This is a genomic window from Micromonospora sp. CPCC 205539 (assembly GCF_036906815.1).
Taxonomy (GTDB): Bacteria; Actinomycetota; Actinomycetes; order Mycobacteriales; family Micromonosporaceae; genus Micromonospora.
In genome coordinates, this window is sequence record NZ_JBAKHW010000013.1 from 53,629 (window position 1) to 72,752 (window position 19,124).

At 71.0% G+C, this 19,124-nt stretch carries 16 protein-coding genes and 1 pseudogene; 11 read left to right on the forward strand and 6 right to left on the reverse strand.

Annotated elements, in window-relative coordinates:
• Positions 1-247 precede the first annotated feature (247 nt).
• Positions 248-1,147 carry a LysR family transcriptional regulator gene (locus tag V6V47_RS13850; RefSeq protein ID WP_334628590.1) on the forward strand — a complete coding sequence of 300 codons (900 nt, stop codon included), beginning with the start codon at positions 248-250 and terminating at the stop codon, positions 1,145-1,147.
• Between the two features lie 362 nt (positions 1,148-1,509).
• Here the strand turns inward: V6V47_RS13850 and V6V47_RS13855 are convergent, their stop codons facing one another.
• Positions 1,510-2,055: a TetR/AcrR family transcriptional regulator gene (locus V6V47_RS13855; RefSeq protein WP_334628591.1), complete on the reverse strand. Its 546-nt coding sequence runs from the start codon at positions 2,053-2,055 to the stop codon at positions 1,510-1,512.
• A gap of 270 nt (positions 2,056-2,325) precedes the next feature.
• On the opposite strand from V6V47_RS13855, the gene V6V47_RS13860 reads away from it, so the two are divergent.
• Positions 2,326-3,768: a lipase family protein gene (locus tag V6V47_RS13860; protein ID WP_334628592.1), complete on the forward strand. Its 1,443-nt coding sequence runs from the start codon at positions 2,326-2,328 to the stop codon at positions 3,766-3,768.
• A gap of 226 nt (positions 3,769-3,994) precedes the next feature.
• Here the strand turns inward: V6V47_RS13860 and V6V47_RS13865 are convergent.
• A pseudogene (locus V6V47_RS13865) lies at positions 3,995-4,435 on the reverse strand (transposase); the annotation flags it as partial.
• A 298-nt stretch (positions 4,436-4,733) separates the two neighbouring features.
• On the opposite strand from V6V47_RS13865, the gene V6V47_RS13870 reads away from it, so the two are divergent.
• From V6V47_RS13870 to V6V47_RS13885, 4 genes are read left to right on the forward strand one after another with little or no spacing between them, the layout of a single operon-like run.
• Complete coding sequence (locus V6V47_RS13870; protein ID WP_334628593.1) at positions 4,734-5,228, forward strand: GNAT family N-acetyltransferase; 495 nt, start codon at positions 4,734-4,736, stop codon at positions 5,226-5,228.
• Entirely contained in the window at positions 5,225-6,520 is a 1,296-nt protein-coding gene (locus V6V47_RS13875) for an FAD/NAD(P)-binding protein (protein ID WP_334628594.1), read from the forward strand. Before V6V47_RS13870 ends, V6V47_RS13875 begins: the two co-directional genes overlap by 4 nt.
• The gene (locus V6V47_RS13880; RefSeq protein ID WP_334628595.1) at positions 6,507-7,445 is read left to right on the forward strand and encodes a polysaccharide deacetylase family protein; all 939 of its coding nucleotides are present in this window, start codon (positions 6,507-6,509) and stop codon (positions 7,443-7,445) included. The genes V6V47_RS13875 and V6V47_RS13880 overlap by 14 nt, the downstream gene beginning before the upstream one ends.
• Positions 7,442-8,659 (forward strand): MFS transporter, encoded by a 1,218-nt coding sequence (locus V6V47_RS13885; RefSeq protein ID WP_334628596.1) that lies wholly within the window; start codon positions 7,442-7,444, stop codon positions 8,657-8,659. Before V6V47_RS13880 ends, V6V47_RS13885 begins: the two co-directional genes overlap by 4 nt.
• A gap of 231 nt (positions 8,660-8,890) precedes the next feature.
• Here V6V47_RS13885 and V6V47_RS13890 read toward each other — a convergent pair whose 3' ends face one another.
• The 4 genes from V6V47_RS13890 to V6V47_RS13905 all read right to left on the reverse strand — a co-directional run bounded on the left by V6V47_RS13890 (position 8,891) and on the right by V6V47_RS13905 (position 12,606).
• Positions 8,891-9,187: a phosphopantetheine-binding protein gene (locus tag V6V47_RS13890; protein WP_334628597.1), complete on the reverse strand. Its 297-nt coding sequence runs from the start codon at positions 9,185-9,187 to the stop codon at positions 8,891-8,893.
• Complete coding sequence (locus V6V47_RS13895) at positions 9,180-10,916, reverse strand: condensation domain-containing protein (RefSeq protein ID WP_334628598.1); 1,737 nt, start codon at positions 10,914-10,916, stop codon at positions 9,180-9,182. Before V6V47_RS13895 ends, V6V47_RS13890 begins: the two co-directional genes overlap by 8 nt.
• A gap of 256 nt (positions 10,917-11,172) precedes the next feature.
• Complete coding sequence (locus tag V6V47_RS13900) at positions 11,173-11,400, reverse strand: ferredoxin (RefSeq protein ID WP_334628599.1); 228 nt, start codon at positions 11,398-11,400, stop codon at positions 11,173-11,175.
• Positions 11,401-11,415: 15 nt separating this feature from the next.
• Complete coding sequence (locus V6V47_RS13905; protein ID WP_334628600.1) at positions 11,416-12,606, reverse strand: cytochrome P450; 1,191 nt, start codon at positions 12,604-12,606, stop codon at positions 11,416-11,418.
• Positions 12,607-12,777: 171 nt separating this feature from the next.
• Here V6V47_RS13905 and V6V47_RS13910 point away from each other — a divergent pair, with 171 nt between their 5' ends.
• From V6V47_RS13910 to V6V47_RS13930, 5 genes are read left to right on the forward strand one after another with little or no spacing between them, the layout of a single operon-like run.
• A complete protein-coding gene (locus V6V47_RS13910; protein WP_334628601.1) occupies positions 12,778-14,508 on the forward strand; it encodes a fatty acyl-AMP ligase in 1,731 nt (576 codons plus the stop codon).
• Positions 14,505-16,205, forward strand: a complete 1,701-nt coding sequence (locus tag V6V47_RS13915) for an acyl-CoA dehydrogenase family protein (RefSeq protein WP_334628602.1) — start codon at positions 14,505-14,507, stop codon at positions 16,203-16,205. Before V6V47_RS13910 ends, V6V47_RS13915 begins: the two co-directional genes overlap by 4 nt.
• A complete protein-coding gene (locus tag V6V47_RS13920) occupies positions 16,202-17,923 on the forward strand; it encodes an acyl-CoA dehydrogenase family protein (protein ID WP_334628603.1) in 1,722 nt (573 codons plus the stop codon). Before V6V47_RS13915 ends, V6V47_RS13920 begins: the two co-directional genes overlap by 4 nt.
• A complete protein-coding gene (locus V6V47_RS13925) occupies positions 17,920-18,186 on the forward strand; it encodes an acyl carrier protein (RefSeq protein WP_334628604.1) in 267 nt (88 codons plus the stop codon). The genes V6V47_RS13920 and V6V47_RS13925 overlap by 4 nt, the downstream gene beginning before the upstream one ends.
• Positions 18,183-19,115: a ketoacyl-ACP synthase III family protein gene (locus V6V47_RS13930; RefSeq protein ID WP_334628605.1), complete on the forward strand. Its 933-nt coding sequence runs from the start codon at positions 18,183-18,185 to the stop codon at positions 19,113-19,115. The genes V6V47_RS13925 and V6V47_RS13930 overlap by 4 nt, the downstream gene beginning before the upstream one ends.
• The last annotated feature ends 9 nt before the right edge of the window (positions 19,116-19,124 follow it).

Here is a 19,124-nt window from a genome sequence, read left to right on the forward strand (position 1 = left end):
TCCCCCTCGACCTGCTGGCGCCGAGCCGGCTGGTACCGCCCGAGGACCAGCGACGCGGCTGTGCTCATCGGTGGCATCCCTGTCCCAATGTCGATCAAGGTTTCGCTCATGGGCCCACGATCACCTCCGCCACCCGGGCGGAACAACGCGAAAGATCGAACCGCCGCTTAAGCCACCGGTTATCGTTCGGCCCCGAAGTCGTAAACTTCCCCGATCACGCAGTGCAGGGGCAGGATCCGGACGGGCGGTGACAGGAAAGGGAGACAGCCTGGTGGAGCTGCGCGACATCGAGATCTTCCTGACACTGGCCGAAGAGTTCCACTTCGGGCGTACGGCCGAACGCCTCCACGTGTCCCAGGCGCGGGTCAGCCAGTCGATCAAACAGCAGGAGCGCCGGATCGGCGGCGCCCTGTTCGAGCGGACCAGCCGCAGCGTGCGACTCACCCCGCTCGGCGAGCGGCTGCGCGACCGGCTCGCTGCGGGCTACCGCGAGATCATGGCAGGCATCGACGAGGCCGCCGCCGCCGCTCGCGGACAGGTCGGCACGCTGACCATCGGTACCTTCGACACCCACCACCGACAGATTGCGGCCGTCCTCGACCTGTTCCGGCAGCGGCATCCGCGATGCGAGCTGCGCATGCGCGAGATCCTCCCCTCCGACCCGTTCGGCGGGTTGCGCGCGGGCCGGGTGGACATCGGCCTGCTCTGGCTGCCCGTCCGCGAGCCCGACCTCACCGTCGGGCCGGAGCTGTACACCGAGCGGCTGGTGCTGGCCGTCGCCCCCACTCATCCGCTGGCCGTCCGGGACCGGGTCGAGATGGAGGACCTCGGCGATCACCCGGTGGTGGACCTGGAGGGGCCCGTGCCAGACTACGTGTGGCAGGCGCACACCCCTGCCACGACACCGTCCGGGCGGCCCATCCGGCGCGGCACCACCGCGGCCACCCTCGAGGAGGCCCTCACGGTGATCGGCACCGGCAGCGTCGTGTCCCCCGTCGGGTCGTACGCGGCCGCCTCCCGGCAGCGTCGTGACCTCGCATTCGTGCCCATCACCGACGGCCCGATCCTGCGGTACGCCCCGGTCTGGCGCACCGCCGCAGAGACCACACTGATCCGCACCTTCGTCCACGACGCCGCAGGCGGCTGACCTGGATTGTGCGCCTAAAGGGGTGGTTCTTCTACGTCACCGCCTCAGAGACAGGCCGACATCGCGCGGTTGCCTCGTCCGACCGCCGCGCGATTCGACGGCGTTATCTGGAGCGCGGCAAACCATGGAGCGCCTTTTTCCGACTGGGCATCGGTCGCTTCCGGGGCAGCGTTGAGGCCGAGGTGGACGCCGGAAACCGCCCGCACAGCCTTAATGATGCCAATCGGCAAGGGGCAGCGAGTTCATGGTCTCGCCGCCCAAGCGGCAAGGCGATCGTGCTGCAGGCGATTGCGAACGCGTAGCTTCACGTCGAGCCGCCGGTCATGCCGCCCTCAGTCGCGGCCGGTTCGAGCGCCGGACCTTCACGCTGGACTGCGGAACACGCCGTCCAGCAGCAGGTCCACCGAACGTTCGGCTGCGACGCCGGCCTCGGCAGCGCCGTGCACCATCGCGAACAACAATGCCAGTTCGGCCGGTGCGAGGTCGGCGCGTACGTGCCCGCAGGCCTGCGCGCGGCGCAGCGGCCCGGTGAGCGCGGCGATGACCCGGTGCTGGAGGCGGTTACGGCTGCCCTGGTCGAGCTCGAGGGCAAGAGGCACGAGCGAACGCATCGCAACCTGCGTGCGCAGCACCTCCAGCAGCAGCGCGCGGAACGCCGCCGGATGATCGACGGTCGCTGCGACGATCTCGAGCCGGTCGACCTGGTGGGTGACCACCGCCTCGGCGAGGGCGCGCCGGTCAGGGAAGTGCCGGTAGATGGTGGCCTGTCCCACGCCCGCCCGGCGGGCGATCTCGGGCATCGGCGGCCCCGAACGGACGCTGGTCATCAGGTCGCTCGCGGCCGCAACGATGGCGGCACGGTTACGCAGGGCGTCTCGGCGACGTGACGGCGGCGACCCGTACCTCACCAACATGCTCCTCGAAGCGACTCATGTTACCTGACGGTAATAATGATGCCACGAATCTGGTGTATCGGTACCAGTCTCTGCGCTGCCGGTTACGCCCACCCGACCGCCTCGATGCGGTGGACGCCGACTCGGTGTCCGCATCGACGCCGCGTTCGATGGCGGCAGCCCGGCACGAGGCACCGCGACGGTGATCGCCATCCTGCGCATTGCGCCTGACGCCAACGGGCTGCAGCCGCGCCGACCTGAGCCCTCCGGAACATCGCTCGAATCGTGGACGCCGTAGTGATAGGACGTCCCTCTGGAGGTTCTCGGTTCTCCCGGTTACCGTCCGGTAACCGCCGCTCACGCATCGATGCAGCCAAGTACGCGGCGACACGAGAGAGGGCGCACATGTCGTTACGCACCCGCGTTTTCGCCACGCTGCTCGCCGGAACCCTCGCCGGCGTCGGCCTCGGGGCGGTCCCTGCTCAGGCCGCCACGTCGCGCGGCATCACCATCCCCGCCTTCTACACGCCACCGGCCAACCTACCGGCAGCCAACGGAGAACTGATCCGCACCGAACCGCTCGAACTGGCCCTGAACCTTCCGGGCATCAACTCCAGCATGCCGGGCAACGCCACCCGGATCATGTACAGGTCCACCGACTCCACCGGCAGCCCGGTCGCCGTCACTGGCGCCTACCTCGAACCCGCGGCACCCTGGCTGGGGCTGGGACCGAGGCCGCTGGTGGTCCTCGCTCCGGGCACGATGGGCCAGGGCGACCAGTGTTCCACATCGCTGGCCCTGCAGCGGGGTCTCATCCTGGGCATCGGCAAGGAACAGAGCACTGTCTCGGTCGGCTACGAGATCCTCGCCATGTACCGGCTCCTCGCCAAGGGCATCGCAGTCGTGCAGACCGACTACGTCGGACTCGGCACGACCGGCCGACTGCACACCTACGTCAACCGGATCGACAGCGGTCACGCCGTACTCGACGCCGCCCGGGCGGCCAAGGCCCTGCCGGACACCAAAATCACCGCACAGGCGCCCGTAGGCCTCTACGGCTACAGCCAGGGCGGCGGTGCAGTCGCCTCAGCAGCCGAACTCCAGGCGACCTACGCGCCCGACGTCGCACTCAAGGCCACCTACGCGGGCGCCCCGCCCGCCAACCTGGCCGAGGTAACCGCCGCCATCGACGGCAGTGAACTACTGGGAGCGCTCGGTTGGTCGGTTAACGGCTTCCTGCAAGCCAAGCCGGAAATTCGGCCACTGGTCGACCGGCACCTCAGCGACAACGGCCGCGCCGCGCTCCTCGACATGTCAACCATGTGCGTCGGCGACGCGATCATCACGTACGCCGGAACACGCTCCTCGACCTGGACCACCAACGGCGAGTCCGTGGCCGAGATCATCGGAGCCGAACCCGTCCTGCGCGCGTTCATCAACGACCAACTCATCGGCACGCGTAAGCCCACCGGCATCGTGCGCGTGGCCACCGGTGTCAACGACAACCTCGTGCCGCACGCACAGGCACGCAGGATGGCCGTGGACTGGTGCGGCCTCGGCGGCAAGGTCGTCTACGACCCGATCAACCTGCCCAAGGGCAGCAGCGCGCTGCTCAACCACTTCGGGCCCTTGCTCACCGACCAGTCCACGGCCGTGGACTGGCTTACCCATCGCCTGGCCGGCTGGCCGGCTGTCTCCAACTGCTCGATCCTGCCCCTGCTGCCGTAGCGGGGAGATCGACGCCCCCGCGCCGGGGAATCCGACGCGGGGGCGATCGACAGCCAGGAACGCGAGCGGGACCACAGTCGCGGTCTTGCTCGCATTCCGCACCGCGAGATCGTGACCGACCGAACCACGGCAGCCGGACTGCGGAGGTGCCCGGCTGGGAACGTGACCCTGCTGTTGACGCCACCGCGCACGGCAGCCGAACACGGTGTTTCCGCGATCTTGGCTATTAGGTTTCAGCGGCTGGGAAGCGGTCGCTGAAGGCGATGGCAAAGGCGTTCAATGCGGGTTTCCAGCGCATCGTCCATCGGGTTTTGCCTGCTCCGATGGGGTCCAGGGACCGGGTCACCAGGTACAGACACTTCAACGCGGCCTGCTCGTTGGGGAAGTGGCCGCGGGCCTTGACCGCCCGCCGGTAGCGGGCGTTCAACGACTCGATCGCGTTCGTGGAGCAGATGACGGCGCGGATCTCCACGTCGTAGTCGAGGAACGGGATGAACTCGGCCCACACGTTGTCCCACAGGCGGATCACCGCCGGATACCGCCCGCCCCACTTGTCGGCCAGGTCGTCGACCGCGGCTCGGGCCGCGGTGGCATTGACGGCGATGTAGAACGGCTTGCGGTCGTGTTCCAACTCGTCCCAATACTCGCGTGAGGTGAGCCGGAACGTCCCGGATCTGGTGAGCAGGCTGTAGACCGACGCTTCGGGTCAGCGGGTGCCGCCGGCCGTGTGTCACCCCACAAGAGACGGTCGACAAACCGCGAAGCCAGGGGCACCAACGCTCCTTAAATAGATATTGACCTTTGTTTACAGTAACGGATAGGTTCACATAACACGTTCGAGGAGCCACGGGGGCACGGGGGTCGCCTGCGAGACGGTGCGTGGCAGGCCTGTACCGGGTCACACCACCAGCTGAACGACGGCGGTTCCCGCATGCCTTCTCCTACGGAGGACAACGGGGAACCACATGACCCAAATGCTCGATCGTCTCATCAAGCTCTACGCCATCCCGGACCAGTCGCAGTACGACAGCGTGCTTGTGGCCAACGCCATCACCATCCGCCGGCCGCGGTCCTACGAGAAGCCACAAGTGCTCACATGGATACGCGAACACTTCAGCAACGGCTGGATGGGCGAGTGCGACGTCACCTTCGGCCGTCAGCCGATCACCACCTTCATCGCGACCACCGGCGGCGAGCTGATCGGCTTCTGCTCCTACGAGGCGACATATCGCAACTTCCTCGGCCCGGTCGGTGTCGCCGAAAGCTTCCGCGGCAGGAAGGTCGGGTCAGCGCTGGTGCTGCACTGCCTGCACGCCATGGCAGAGATGGGGTACGCCTACGCCGTCGTCGGCGGCCCGAAGGAGGCCGCGCCCCTGTACGCCAAGGAATTTGGAGCCGTCGACATCGCCGGATCTGACGTCGGGATCTACGTCGACCGACTCAACGGGCGTGACAGTTGAACCCCGCGCTGGAGGGCGTCGACCTGCTCATCGTGGGTGCAGGCCTGTCGGGCAGCCGGCTGTTCGTGGAACTGGTGACGTTGTGGGAGACCGAGACCGACCCGCCGCCGAGCGTCGCGCTGGTCGACCGGCTCGGCGCGTTCGGCCGGGGCGTGCCGTACGGCATGCCCAGCCGACCAGGGTCGCTGCTGATCGAGCCCGTCACCGAGTCGACGCCGCCGGAGTTCCACACATGGCTGCGCGAGCACCCCGAGCAGCTCCTGCCCGGCGTCGCCGCCGACGTGCCCGCGCTGGCAGACTGGCACGCGCGTAATGCCGCGCAGCTGACCCGCGGCGACCTCACCGGAGTGCGCCTGCCCCGCCACACCTTCGGCGCATACGCCGAGCAGCAGCACAGCAACGCCGTAGCGCTCGCCCGAGGCAGGTGGGGCGCCGACGTGCGCGAGGTCGTCGGCGAGGTCGTCGACCTGCGCGGCGAGGACAGCGGATGGCAGGCGCGGTGCGCCGACGGCAGTCGTCTGCCGGCGCGGGTTGTCGTGCTGGCCATCGGCAGCGTGCCCCGGCTGAACCGGACCGGCCTCGACCCCGCCGACGGGTACGTGCACGACCTGTACGACGGCGGGTTCGAGCAGATCGACGCACTGATCACAGGGCGACGTCGGTCCCGGATCGTCGTCATCGGATCCAACGCTGCCGCGGCTGAGCTGCTGCATTACCTGACGCACACCCCGGGGCTGTTGGAACGCGTTGCGACGATCGAGGTCATCTCGGGCAGCGGACGGCTGCCGGGCCGGCCGGATCCTGCGGGGCTGCGTCCCTCACCGCGTGAATACATGGCAGGCGCAGAACGGTTGGAAGAGATCGGGAAGTTGGTCACGCGGTCGGGCCGGGTCACCGGCGTCGCCCGCACCGGTCCTGGGCTGCAATTACGCCTCGCCAGCGCGGATACGCCCGTCGACGCCGACATCGTCGTCGACTGCACGGGCGCGGGCCGTATGGACGACACGGCGTCATCGCTGTTGGCCAACCTGGTCGGCGGCACGCAGGGGTTCACGCCCGACCCGACCCGGCGCGGGTTACGGATGGACCCGGTCACGTTCGAGGTCGAGGGTGCCCCGCACGTATTCGTCATCGGGCCGCTACTCAACCGCGATGCCATCGCGACCCATGTGGAGAGCATCAACGCGGTCCACCGTACGGCGGCACACCTGGCCCCGTACGTCCACCAGCGGCTGCGGAAACTCCGTGGCGCAGCGGCCACGGCAATAGGGAGTCCTGGTGCACACCACTGAACTGCTCGACCGACTCGGGTTGGGTCCGACCGACCGAGCGGTGGTGCTGCACGCCGACGACATCGGCATGTGCGGGGCGACGGTCACCGCGTACCGCCACATCGTCTCCTCGCCAGTCGTCTCCGCAGCCTCGGCGATGGTGCCATGCGCCTGGTTCCCGGCGCTGGCGCAGCTGTGCGCGGAGCTCGCCACGGCACCGGACCTCGGCGTGCACCTGACCCTGAACAGCGAATGGTCGGGATACCGTTGGCGTCCACTGACCGCGGCAGGTCACGTCGCGCTCACCGACGAGTCCGGCTACCTCCCCGGCACCGCCGGGCACCTGCACGGCCGGCCCGGCATCCGGGAGGCGGTGTTCGCCGAGCTGTCGGCACAGGTCGACCATGCCCGCACGCTCGGCATCGACGTCACCCACATCGACTCGCACATGCTCACCCTGTACGGGGCCGAACTGATCGGCGCGTACGTCGAGCTGTCCGCTCGGTACCGCCTGCCGGCGACGTTGCTGCGCCACAACGCCCAACAGGTTGGCGAGCTGTGCAACATCGCCCAATCGGAGGCGGTGGCGGTGGCGGACGAACTCGCCGGGGCCGAGCGGCAGGGGCTCGTGCCCTTCGACACCTGGGTGGACCTGCCACTGGGGCGGCCCGAGAACCGACGTGAAACCGCAACGCGCCTGTTGGACAGCCTTCCGGCGGGGCTGGCGGTCTTCGTCATGCATCCCGCGGCGGAGACAGACGAACTCAAGGCAATCGCACCCGATTGGCAGGCTCGCGTCGCCGACTTCGAACTCTGCCGCGACGACGCGTGGATCGACATCGTCGAGAGCTCCGGCGTGACCGTGGTCGGCATGCGGGACGTGCGGGACGCACTGTTCGGAGACGGCGTGGCGGCAGCCGGCGTACGGGCCGAGGCCGACCGGTGAGGGCGTTCCTCGCACTGCTGGCGCCGGCGCCGCAGCGCCGGTTCGCGCTGGCCGGCCTCGTCGGGCGGGCGCCGATGGCGATGCTCGGCATCGCGATCATCCTGGCGACCGAGGAGAGCACCGGGTCGTACAGCGCCGCCGGCGCCGCCGCTGCCGCGTACGCGCTCAGCCAGGCCTGTGGAGCACCGGTCGCCGGTCGGCTGGTGGACGTGTACGGCCAGGCCCGGGTGCTCGTCGTCGGCGCCTGTGTACACGCCTCGGCGCTGGTGGTGCTCGCGGTGTGCGTACAGATGCGGGTGCCGGTACCCGCGCTGCTCGCCGCGGCATCGGTTACCGGCGCGACCCTGCCGCCGATCGGGTCGCTGGTCCGCGCACGCTGGATCGCGGTCCTCGGCCGCACCCACCAGTTGCCCACCGCGATGGCCTGGGAGTCGGCCGTCGACGAGCTGTTGTTCGTCACCGGACCGCTCGTCGTCACCCTGCTGGTGGCGGTGGTGCACCCGCAGGGTGGGCTGGTTGTCTCGGCTGTGTTGACGCTCGTGGGAGGACTGTGGCTCGCTGCTCAGCGTGCCACCGCGCCACCGCTGACGGCCGGCCGCAATCGACGCCGTGCGGGTCTCGCGCTACGTCAGCCGCCGCTCGCGCTGCTGGCAGCGATCTTCCTCGCGCTCGGGGCAGTGTCCGGCTCGACGGGGCTGGGGATCGTGGCCCTCGCCGATACCGCCGACGCCAATGTGGCCAGTGGCGCCGTACTCGCTTGCTTCGCCGGTGGCGCCATGGTCGGCGGTCTGACATACGGCGCAGCGCAACCCAACGCAACGCTCACCACGCAACTCCTGGTGGTCCTGGCTGCGATGTCGGCGCTGCTGGCTCCACTGTCCATGGTGGCGGATCTACGCGTGCTGGCCATGAACGTGTTCGTGGTGGGCCTCACCATCGCGCCCGCGATGATCGTCGGATTCGCGATCGTCGGCAGGGTCGCGCCCGACGACGTACGCACCGAGGCGCTGGCATGGATATCGGCGGCGAGCGGCGCGGGCGTGGCGCTGGGCTCGGGGGTCGCCGGCCGAGCGGCCGAGGCGGGCGGCGCCGTACACGCGCTGGCGGTGCCCCTGGTGTGCGGGGTGACGGCGCTGGCGGTCGCGCTGGCCGGCCGTTCCCCTCTGCAGCGGTCGGCCGTGCCGGCGCAGGATCCGGAGGTCACCGTGGCGTGACACGCCGACGCGGCCAGGCTCCGACCGGGTAATACTTCCCGGCCAGAACGGGAGGTGCTGCTCACCCCGCTGGCAGCAGTGCGACGCACCGTCCGCGCACGCCGCATTTCGCCGCAACGCGTCGAGGTCCCCGTCGCCGATCACGTCCGACTCATGCACAAGCAGTGCGTCGATCTCGCCCGCCAAGGCGAGTTCCTCGACCCGCAGCCAGCTGTCACACTCGGCGCCGCCCTACGAGGATGGGGTGCGCGACGGAGACGCAGCACCGCCGACGTTGACAGACACGTACTCGACGAGCGCGCCGACCGTCTCCACATGCCGCGCGTCCATCGTCTCCGGGTCGAACAGCACGTCCAACTCCGTCTCCAGCTCCAGCAGCAGTTCGAGCACTGTCGTCGAGTCGAACGACAGGTCGGCGAAGAGCCGCATCTGCGGGGTGATCGTGGCGGGATCCCGGTGCGTCAACTGGGCCAGCGTGCCGACCACCATGGCCGTCACGTCCACCGCACCATCTCCTGCGTCATCCATCGGTTGTCCTCTCCTCCTCGGGCCGGGGCACCGGACGTCCATCGCTGTCGGCGATGACCGGAGCCGCCCGCCACGCCGCCACGTCGCCGGGGTTGGCGGGAGCGGCCGAGTGCGTGACGTAGCGGTGCGGTGCCATCGCCGACGAGCGGCCGCCCAGCTGGGCGAGGCAGGCAGCGTGCACCGTCTCCGCCGCAGGTTCCGCGCCAGCGAGGTGGCACTCGATCAGCGGCCGCTGCGCTCCGGTCAGCCCGACCGCCACCGGCCGGTCGCCGACGGCGGCGCGGAGCAGCCGCCGCACCGCGTCCATGTCCACCCAGCTACCGTCGACCAGGTGCCAGGACGCCGAGCGGACCTGGACCTCCAGGTCCGTCGCGAGGAGTAGCTCGGCCAACGGCCGATCTGCGCTGCCCGCCGCGGCCAGCAGCCGCACCAGCGCCCCCGCGAACGCCGGGAGCCGGTCGGCGAAGCAGCGCGGGTCACCCCAGGCGACCGCGACCAGATCCGTGTCGAGTCGGTAGGTGGTAAGCGCCACCCGGTGCGGCCGCCGGATAGGGGCCAGCTCGACGAACTCGCCAAGGCCGGGCAACACCACCGGCTCCGCCCCGACCCGCACCGGGTAGTGCACCTCGGGTTGATAGCCGGCCGCGCTCAGGTCGCTGAACAGGCAGTTCCGGGTGTACGCGTCGATGCCCCGGCGCGTACCAACCTTCTGAATTTCGGCCCAGATCTCGGCCGTGTCGAACCAGCTGCTTCGGTATGCCTGCAGGCAGCTGCGGCCGGCCAGCCGAACCAAACTGTCGAACGTGTCGCGCGGATCCACCTCGAACTGCACGAAGGCGTCTGTCGCCTGGGTGCCGGCGTAGTCACGCAGCCGGCGCAGGTAGCGGTTCGACGAGGAGGACACGAACGCAAAGTTCGGATTGCCCGTGTGGTGGGTCAGCAGCGCCGCGTAGGCGGCCACGACGACCGCAGCCGGGGTGGCGTTCGTGCGCGCCGATACCGACGCCACCGCCGCCGCCGCGGCTGCCGAGCGCAGCAGCACGCCGCGCTGCAGAGCCTCGGTACCGCCCGGGTCATCTACCGGCAGCACCGCGTGCGGCGCACGTTGCAGCCGCTCCGCCCAGTGCAGTCGGCTCTGCCGGATCCGGCGCCGGATCGCCGGCGTGGCCTCCAGCTCGACGAGGTCCAGAGGCTGCAGGCCAGGCCCACCGACAGGCCCACCGGCGATCAGCGCCAGCAGGTCGTCGGCGAGCAGCCCGATGCCGATGCCGTCGGTGGCCAGGTGCGATACGACGATGACCATCCCCCGCGGCACGCCGTCAACCCGGACGACAGCCAGCGCCACCGGCAGGTCGCGCTCCACGTCATAGGGCCGGGCGCGCAGCTGCGCGCGGACGTCCTCGAGCGCGGCCAGGGCGGTGTCCGCAGTCGTGTCGACCAAGCGCACCAGAATGGTCCCGGCGCCGTCGACGCGCTGCCGGTGACACGACCCGGGCACGCCCGGGTCGGCGAGCACGTAGCGCGTGCGCAGCCCCTCATGCCGGACGAACCAGTCGGCGAGCGCAGCGGTCACGGCCCGCAGGGTCGTGCCGTCGGGCAGCGCAGGCACGAACTCCTCGACCATCGGCACCGCGTCGAGCAGCTGCGCACGCATCATGTTCTCTTGCCCGGTCGTCAGCGGGCCCTCGCGGATCTCGCAGCCGGCAAAGCGCACGATCAGGTCACCCATGCGAGGCCTCCGCTGTGTGGTAGCCGGCTTCGACGGCCATCGCGACGCTGTCCCCACCGGCGCCGGCCCGCTGCCGACCGGCCGCGGCCAGCGCCGCCCGGCGTGCGGGGTCGGCGAGGAGCGCGGCCAGGCACGTCGAGCAGAATCCCGTAACCCTTGCTCGCCAGCCGCCGCCCGACGAGCAGCACCAGCGGGCCGGACACCCCGCACGCCCGGATGTCCGCGCAGGACGTCGAGACGGTCACCGACAGCGTCCTCACGGCACTGGGTCTGGGGCGAAGCGTAGGGCCTCGGCCGGGCACAGCACGATCGCCTTACCAACATCGGTGACGTGCTCGGCCGGCACCTGTTCGCCGTGCGGCAGGACCGTGACCGCGTGCCCGGCGCCGAGGTCGAAGACACCCGGCGCGAGCGTCACACACAGGCCGGACCGCACGCACCGGTCGGCGTCGACGACCACATGGCGGGAGTTAATATCATCCATGGCAAGCTCCGACGGCTAGACAGGTGTGACGGGCTTGACTGGCAGGGTGAAACGGGCGCTGAAGTAGGATGCCGCGGCACCGGATACCGGGTCGCGGTAGCCGAGCGCGGGCCACCGCAGCAGGCAGCCGAGCAGCAGCTCCTCCAGCTCCATCACGGCGAACGAACGGCCCAGGCAGAAGTGCCGGCCCAGGCCCCAGGTCAGCGGCAGGTGCTCGCCGACGCGGTTGATATCGAAGGTATCCGGGTTCTCAAACACTGCAGGGTCGCGATTTGCAGCAGCGATGAGAGCGTAGATGTGCTCGCCGGGCCGGGCCGGAATGCCCTCGAGTTCGACGCCGTCGGGCGCTACCCGGAAGATCCACGGCTCGGCCGGTCGCCAACGGGCCGCCTCCAGCACCGCCGCTGGTACCCGGGAGGGGTCCTCGCGCAGCGCCTGCCACTGGTCCGGGCAGTCGACGAAGGCGCGCATCATCACGCCCATCAGCCCCTGTGTGGTGTCGACGCTGCCAATCAGCAGCATGGTGACGGCGAGGCGCATCTCGTCCTCGTCGAGCAGGCCGGCCCGGCGCTGCTCAGCCAGGTACGGCAGCAGCGTGTCGCCGGTCTCCCCACGCTGGCTCTCAATCAGCCCGTTGACCCACGCGGCCGCGTCCCGCCAGGCCCCGGTCACGCCGTCACCCAACTCCGGGTTCATCTCGAAGACCCGGAACGCCTCGATCGAGATCCGATTGAAGTACGCCCGCTGCCGCGGCGACACGCCGATCAGGTGGGCGAACAGGTGAGCCGGAATGTGCCGGGCGACATCGCGTACCAGGTCGAGCCCGGCCGGGCGGTCCGCCCGGGCCAGCAGCGTGGCGATCCGCTCCGCGATCATCGCGCGGGCGGCCTCGACCCGCTGCGGGGCGAAGAAGGCACCGAGGGCCTGGCGCAGCCTTAGGTGCCGATCGCCCTGAGCGTTGTTCAGTAGACCGGCGGAGATGTCGAGGACTGTCTCGTCGCGCACCCCGCTAGCCCGGAACACCTCGGGCAGCCGGCGCTCCAGCGCCGTGTTGCGCAGCACCGCCTCGCACGCGGCGTAGCTGACGGCCTCGAGCCCACGGGCCGTACGGATGTAGTCGAAGCCGGGCGGCACCACCTGGCGGGCCACCGACGGCTCGGCGAGGATTCGCTCGACCGGCAGATCCATCTCCAAGACGGCGGGCATGCGAACCCCTCTGCAAATCGGAGAGCCGGATGAGGTCCGACGCTAGCCGCCGCAGCGGTGCGGCCTCAACAGCGACGACCGGGGAGGCCCAGACGGGTAGTCCCGCCATGGCACAAGGAGCGCACCACCGTCGCTTGCCCGGCCGCGCCGCCACCGGCCACCGTGGGCACCATGCAGGCGGGGTCAACATTCACTGAGGCGCTGCGTCGGCACGTCCGCGACCGGGCCGACGACCCCGCCGTGGTGTTCGTGGCAGAGCCGGACGATCCGACGCAAGACCAGGTGCTCAGCTACCGCGAGCTCGACGAGCAGGCCCGCGCACTCGCGTCACACCTGCGCGCGCGGCATCCGGCCGGCGCACGGGTGCTGCTGCTGTACCCGCCCGGAATCGGGTTCGTGGCGGCGTTCGTCGCCTGCCAGTACGCGGGGATCGTGGCGGTGCCGGCTCCACCGCCAACCGGGCACGACAACGGCCGGCGGCGGCTCGCCGGCATCGTCGCCCACAGTGACGCCGCGGCGGTGCTGACCGGCACGGTCGACGACCGCGACGCCCGCATGTGGGCGAAGGTGCCGATCGTCGTGACCGACGGCCCCGGCATCGACACCGGAGCCGACTGGACGCCCGCGGTGGCGGACCCTGCGAGCGTCGCGTTCCTGCAGTACACGTCCGGCTCGACGGCCAGCCCCCGAGGCACCGTGGTCAGCCATGCCAACGTGGCTGCCCACGCGAGGTCATTCGCGGCGATGCTCGGCATCGACGGGCCGGTCCGGGCCGGCGGATGGCTGCCGGTGTACCACGACATGGGTCTCGTCGGGCACGTCATCACACCGCTGTGGTCCGGTGGCACCGCCGTACTCATGTCGCCGATGGCCTTCCTGCGACGGCCGGTCTCCTGGCTGCGCGTGGTCGATCGGTGCGGGCTCGCATTCTCCGCCGCTCCGAACTTCGCCTTCGAACTATGCGTGAACCGGGTGACCCAAGAGCAACTGGTCGACCTTGACCTGTCCCGCTGGGCGGTCGCCGGCTGCGGCTCCGAGCCGGTGCAGGCGCGCACGGTCGAGGGGTTCATCCGCCGCTTCGCGGCGGCTGGGCTACGGCCGGAGGCGTTCTGCCCTGGCTACGGGCTGGCCGAGGCGACCCTGACGGTCGCCATGAGCCGACCGGACCGCCGGCCGGCCATCACGACCGTGCAAGACGAGCTGATGACCCACGACGAACTGCGCCCGGTCACCGGCGAGCCGACCGGCGAGGGCTTTCTGCCACGGCTCGTCGGCAACGGCCCGGTCACCGGGCTGGAGCTGCGCATCGTCGCCCCGGGCAGCCACGCGGTGCTGCCTGACGGGACGGTCGGCGAGATCTGGCTACGCGGCCCGTCGGTCGCTCAGGGCTATTGGCGTGATCCGGAAGCGACCGCGCGTTCGTTCGGCGCGACCACCGCCACCGGTGAGGGTGGCTTCCTGCGCACGGGCGACCTCGGCGTGCAGCACGCCGGCGAACTCTACGTGGTGGGCCGGATCAAGGACGTCCTGATCATCCACGGACGCAACCTGCAACCCCAGGACCTGGAGGCCGAGGCCCGCCTCGTGCACCCGGCATTGGCCGACCTCGCGGGCGCGGCCTTCACCGTCCCGGTAGCGCACGACGAGGTCGTGCTCGTGCACGAGTGCCGCCCGGCCGCACCGGCGGGCTTGGCCGAGTCGATCCAGCGCCGCTTGGCCCGGTCTTTCGGCATCACGACGAGCGTCGTGCTGGTCCGTCCCGGCTCAGTGCCGCGCACCACGAGCGGCAAGGTCCGGCGCTCCGCCGTACGGAGCCGATTCCTCACGGCCGACCTCGCGCCGACCGCCGCCCGCCTCACCGCGCGCACGGCCCGCTCGCACGACAATGGCGGCCGCTCGTGACGGCGGCCTCGGCCACGGCCACGGCCACCGAGCTCTACCCGGCCGTGAACCTGCTGGCGGCGCGGCTGCGTGACGACGTTTCGTTCTCCCCCGCGACCTGTGCCGACCTCGACAGGTCGGAGGCGTTCCCGGCGGCAGCCGTCGCGTTGCTCGACCGGCTCGGCGTGCCCGCACACTACGTCCCGCAGCGCCTCGGCGGCGCCTGGCGTGACCACGACGAACTGGTGCACCTGGTCCGGCAGTTGGCCGGTCGCGACCTCACCGTCGCCGTGGCCCACGCCAAGACATTCCTCGGCGCCGTTTCCGTGTGGCTGGCGAATGACGCTGGCCAGTGCGGTCGACTGGCCACCGACGTCCTGGCCGGGGTGCCGGTCGCCTGGGGCCTGACCGAACCCGGCTGCGGCAGCGACCTGTGGGCCACCGGTATGGCCGCCGAGCCGGTGCCGGACGGCTACCGCCTGACCGGCGTGAAGCAACCGGTCAACAATGCCACCCGCGGGGCGCTCATGTGCGTGCTCGCTCGCACCGGCACCGGCCGCGGTCCTCGCGACCTCAGTCTCCTGCTGCTGGACAAGCGCCGGCTCGCCCCCGGGTCTTACGCCTGCCTACCGAAGGCTCTGACACACGGCATTCGCGGCGCCGACATCAGCGGCCTTGCCCTGACCGCCGCCACTGTCGGGCACGACGCCCTCGTCGGCGCGCCGGGCGACGGGCTGGAGATCGTCCTGCGCGCGCTCCAACTGACCCGGGTGGCGTGTGCCGGTCTGTCGCTCGGCGCCGCGGACCACGCGCTTCGGCTGGTGCTGGAGTACGCCCGCGACCGCGTGCTGTACGAGCGGCGGCTGCTCGACCTGCCGCACGTGCGCCGCACCCTCGGCGGCCTGTGCGCCCGGGCCCTGCTCGTCGAGTGCACCACCCTGCTGGCGGCCCGCTCGGCGCACACCCTGTCCGGCGAGCTGTCCCTGGTGTCGGCCGTGGCCAAGGCCTTCGTTCCGACCGTCGTCGACGAGCTCGTCGCCGGCGCTGCCGAGCTGCTCGGCGCGCGGGCGTTCCTGACCGACGTGTACGCGCACGGCGCCTTCGCCAAGCTCGAACGGGACCACCGGGTCGTTGCGATCTTCGACGGCAACACGGCAGTGAACCGGCAGGCCGTCCTCAACCAGCTCCCCGCCCTGGCCCGCGGCTGGTCGGGGCGGAACGCGGACCACGACGCCGTACGCCGGGCCGCGATGCTGGGCACGCCGCTGCCGCCCATCGGCGCGCTGTCGCAGCGGTCCCGCGCCGGCTGCTCGGTCGTGCAGGCGCTGCCCACCGCGGTGACCGAGCTGCCTGCGGCGCTGCGCCCGCTCGGCGCGGCACTGCTCACGGCGACGGAGCGCGTACAGGCTGAGATCGACGCGCATCCCACCCTCGCCCGCGACGTGCCGGCCGAGTCATTCGAGCTGGTCGAGCGCTACGAGTGGTGCTTTGCCGGTGCGGCCGCGGTCCACCTGTGGCTGGCCAACCACGAGCGTCGGCGGGAGGCCTGGTGGCACGAAGCGGCGTGGCTACGCGGCGCGCTCGCGCTCGTGCTGGAGCGGCTCGACGCGCCAGCCCCGGGTGCCGGTCAGGCGCTCGACGAGCTGGCGCGCCTACTCGCCGCCACCGGCGCCGCGTCGGTCCTGCCGGTTATGGACCTCGGGGGTGAGCCCAGTTGACGACCGCCAAGCCGTCCCGCGCCAAGGAGCTGGACCAGCTGCTCGGCGATCCGTGGCGGCCCGGCGCACCACTGTCGCACCAGGCTGTCCTGCGGGCCGACGAGCGGGCCGAGATGTGCGCCGAGGGCGAACGACTGCTCGACGACTTCGGGCTCAATGCCGAGTTCGTGCCGGCCCGGTACGGCGGGCGTCTGGTGCGCCTCGACGACCTCATCGATGTCATGCGGGCCGTGTTCCGCCGCGACCCCGCACTCGGCCTCGGCTACGGGGTCAGTTCCTTCATCGCCGGAGTCAACGTTTGGGCCGCCGGCCGGACCGAGCAGTGCCAGGCCATCGCCGGCCTGCTGCTGGCCGGCAACCGGGTCGCCTCGGCGTACCACGAGCTCGCCCACGGCAACGACTTCGCCCGCGTCGAGCTGGCCGCCACGCCGTCCGGGCCCGCAGGGCTGCGGCTCACCGGCCGCAAGGAGGTCATCACGAACGCGGCCCGAGCCGCCGCGCTCGTCGTGCTCGCGCGTACCGACCCCGCGCCGGGCAGCCGCAGCCTGTCGCAGCTCATCGTTGACCGCGCGGCGGCACCTCCAGCGACGTTGGTCGAGCTGCCCCGCTACGCCAGCACCGGCATGCGCGGCGTGCCCCTCGGCGGACTGGAGTTCCACGGCTGCCCGGTGCCCCGGTCGGCCGTGCTGGGCGCGCCCGGCCATGGCGTCGAGGTGGCGCTGCGTTCGTTCCAGGTCACCCGCACCGCGCTGCCCGCGATGCTGGCCGGAGTGCTCGACACCGGCATCCGCGTGGCCGCCGGGTTCGCGGCGGCCCGCACGCTCTACGGCCGCACCGTTGGCGATCTACCAGCGGTCCGGGCGACGCTCGTCGACGCGTTCGTCGACCTGCTCATCGCCGACAGCATGGCACTGGTCACGGCGCGCGCCATCCACGCGGTGCCGGACCGCACAAGCGTCGCCGCGTCGGCCACGAAGTTCCTCGTGTCCCGGCGACTGATGGACGCGATGGACCGGCTCTCGCGGCTACTGGGCGCGCAGTTCTACGTCCGCACCGGCGAGCACGCCCTGTTCCAGAAGCTACTGCGCGACCTGGCGCCTGCCGGCTTCGCCCATGCGGCTCGGGTGGCCTGCCTCATGACGATGCTGCCCCAGCTGCCGCTGATGGCCCGGCGCGACTGGCGATCCGGCGGCCAGCCGCCACCCGCAGCGGTGTACCAGCGCGGCACCCCGCTCCCGCCGCTGTCGTTCGCCGACCTCGCGGTAACCACCGGCGGCCGCGACCCGCTTGCGGCCGCGCTCGCCCCGGCAGTGGACATCACCGCCGGCGCCGACCCCGACCTGCACCGGCTCGCCGTGGCGTTCCGCGCCGAGCTCGCCGCTCTCACCACCGACTGCGCGCAGCTGCACCCGCGCGACCTCGGCCCCGAGGCGAGCCCGGAGGCGCTGGGCCTGGCCGCGCGTTACGCCACCGTGCTGGCCGCGACCGCCTGCCTCAACGTGTGGTGCCACGAACCCGACGACCGCTTCCTCGGCGACCCGGCGTGGGTGGTCGCGGCCCTGCACCGGCTGGCCCGCAGCGGTCGAATCGCCGTCGCGGCCGGCCCTCGCCCGCTCGCGGCACGCCGGGCCGCCCTGTACGCCGAGCTGGCCAGCCGCCTCGCCGGTCACCGCACGTTCGACCTCGCCGATCGACCGCTGCCCAGGGGAGACTCATGACCACGTTTCAGGCCAGAGCGCTGCGCACCTGGCTGATCGACCGAATTGCGTACTACCTCGAGTGCGAGTCCGCGCTCATCAATCCCACGCGATCCCTTGCCGACTACGGCCTGGACTCCGTGCTCGCCCTGACGCTCTGCGGTGACCTGGAGGACCGACTCGGGATCCGGCTCGAGCCCACCGTGGTCTGGGATCATCCGACAGTCGACGAACTGGTGGCGCACTGTGCAGGCGTGGTGCCGGCCGACCGGGGGACGGTGTGACCGCGATCGAGGCGGTTTCCGTCTATCTGCCACCGGCCCGGGTGCCGATCCGCGACCTGGCCGAGCGACTCGGCCTGACCGACCGGCAGGTGCGCATGTTCGTCCGGTACTACGGACTGTCCGAGGTCCGCCTGGAGCCCGGTGGCACACTGACCGATCTGCTCACCGCCGCGGCCGGAAGGCTCGACGTACTGCCCGGCCAGGAGCACCGGGTCCGCTACGTGCTGCAGGCCCGCACGATGGACAGCGGCGTGCCATATCCGGAGAACCCACTGCACGAGGTCCGCGACGCATTTGGCCTCGGCCACGCCACCGCGTTCACCGTGACTCAGCACGCCTGCGCCTCCGGGCTGCTGGCACTCGACATGGCCGGTCGGCTGCTCGCCGACGACGGTGATCCGGACGCGCTAGCCCTGGTGTTCGCCGGTGAGAAAGCGTTCACGCCGACCGTTCAGCTCATCCCGGCTACAACCGTGATGGGTGAGGGCACCGTCTGCGTGGTCGTACGACCCGGAGGCGGCCGCGACCGGCTGCTGTCGTACGCGACCCGCACGTACGGCCGCTTCCACGGTGGGCTGTTCCTGAGCCCCGAGCTCGCCCAGGAGTTCGAGACCGTGTACGTCGACGCACTGGTCGAGGTGATGACGGCCGCCCTCGATCGGGCCGGGCTCGGCTGGGCGCAGCTCGACCTCCTGCTGCCGCACAACGTCAACCGGCTGTCCTGGGCACGGCTGTGTGAGGCGGTGAACTTCCCGGTCGAGCGGGTGCTGCTCGACAACGTGCCGGTGACCGGGCACTGCTTCGGCGCCGACACATTCATCAACTACGCGACCGCAGTCGAGCTCGGTCGGCTGCGGCCGGGCGACCGCTACCTGATGGCGGCAGTCGGGCTCGGCGCCACGTTCTCGGCGATGGTTTTCGAGCACTGACGCGAGGAG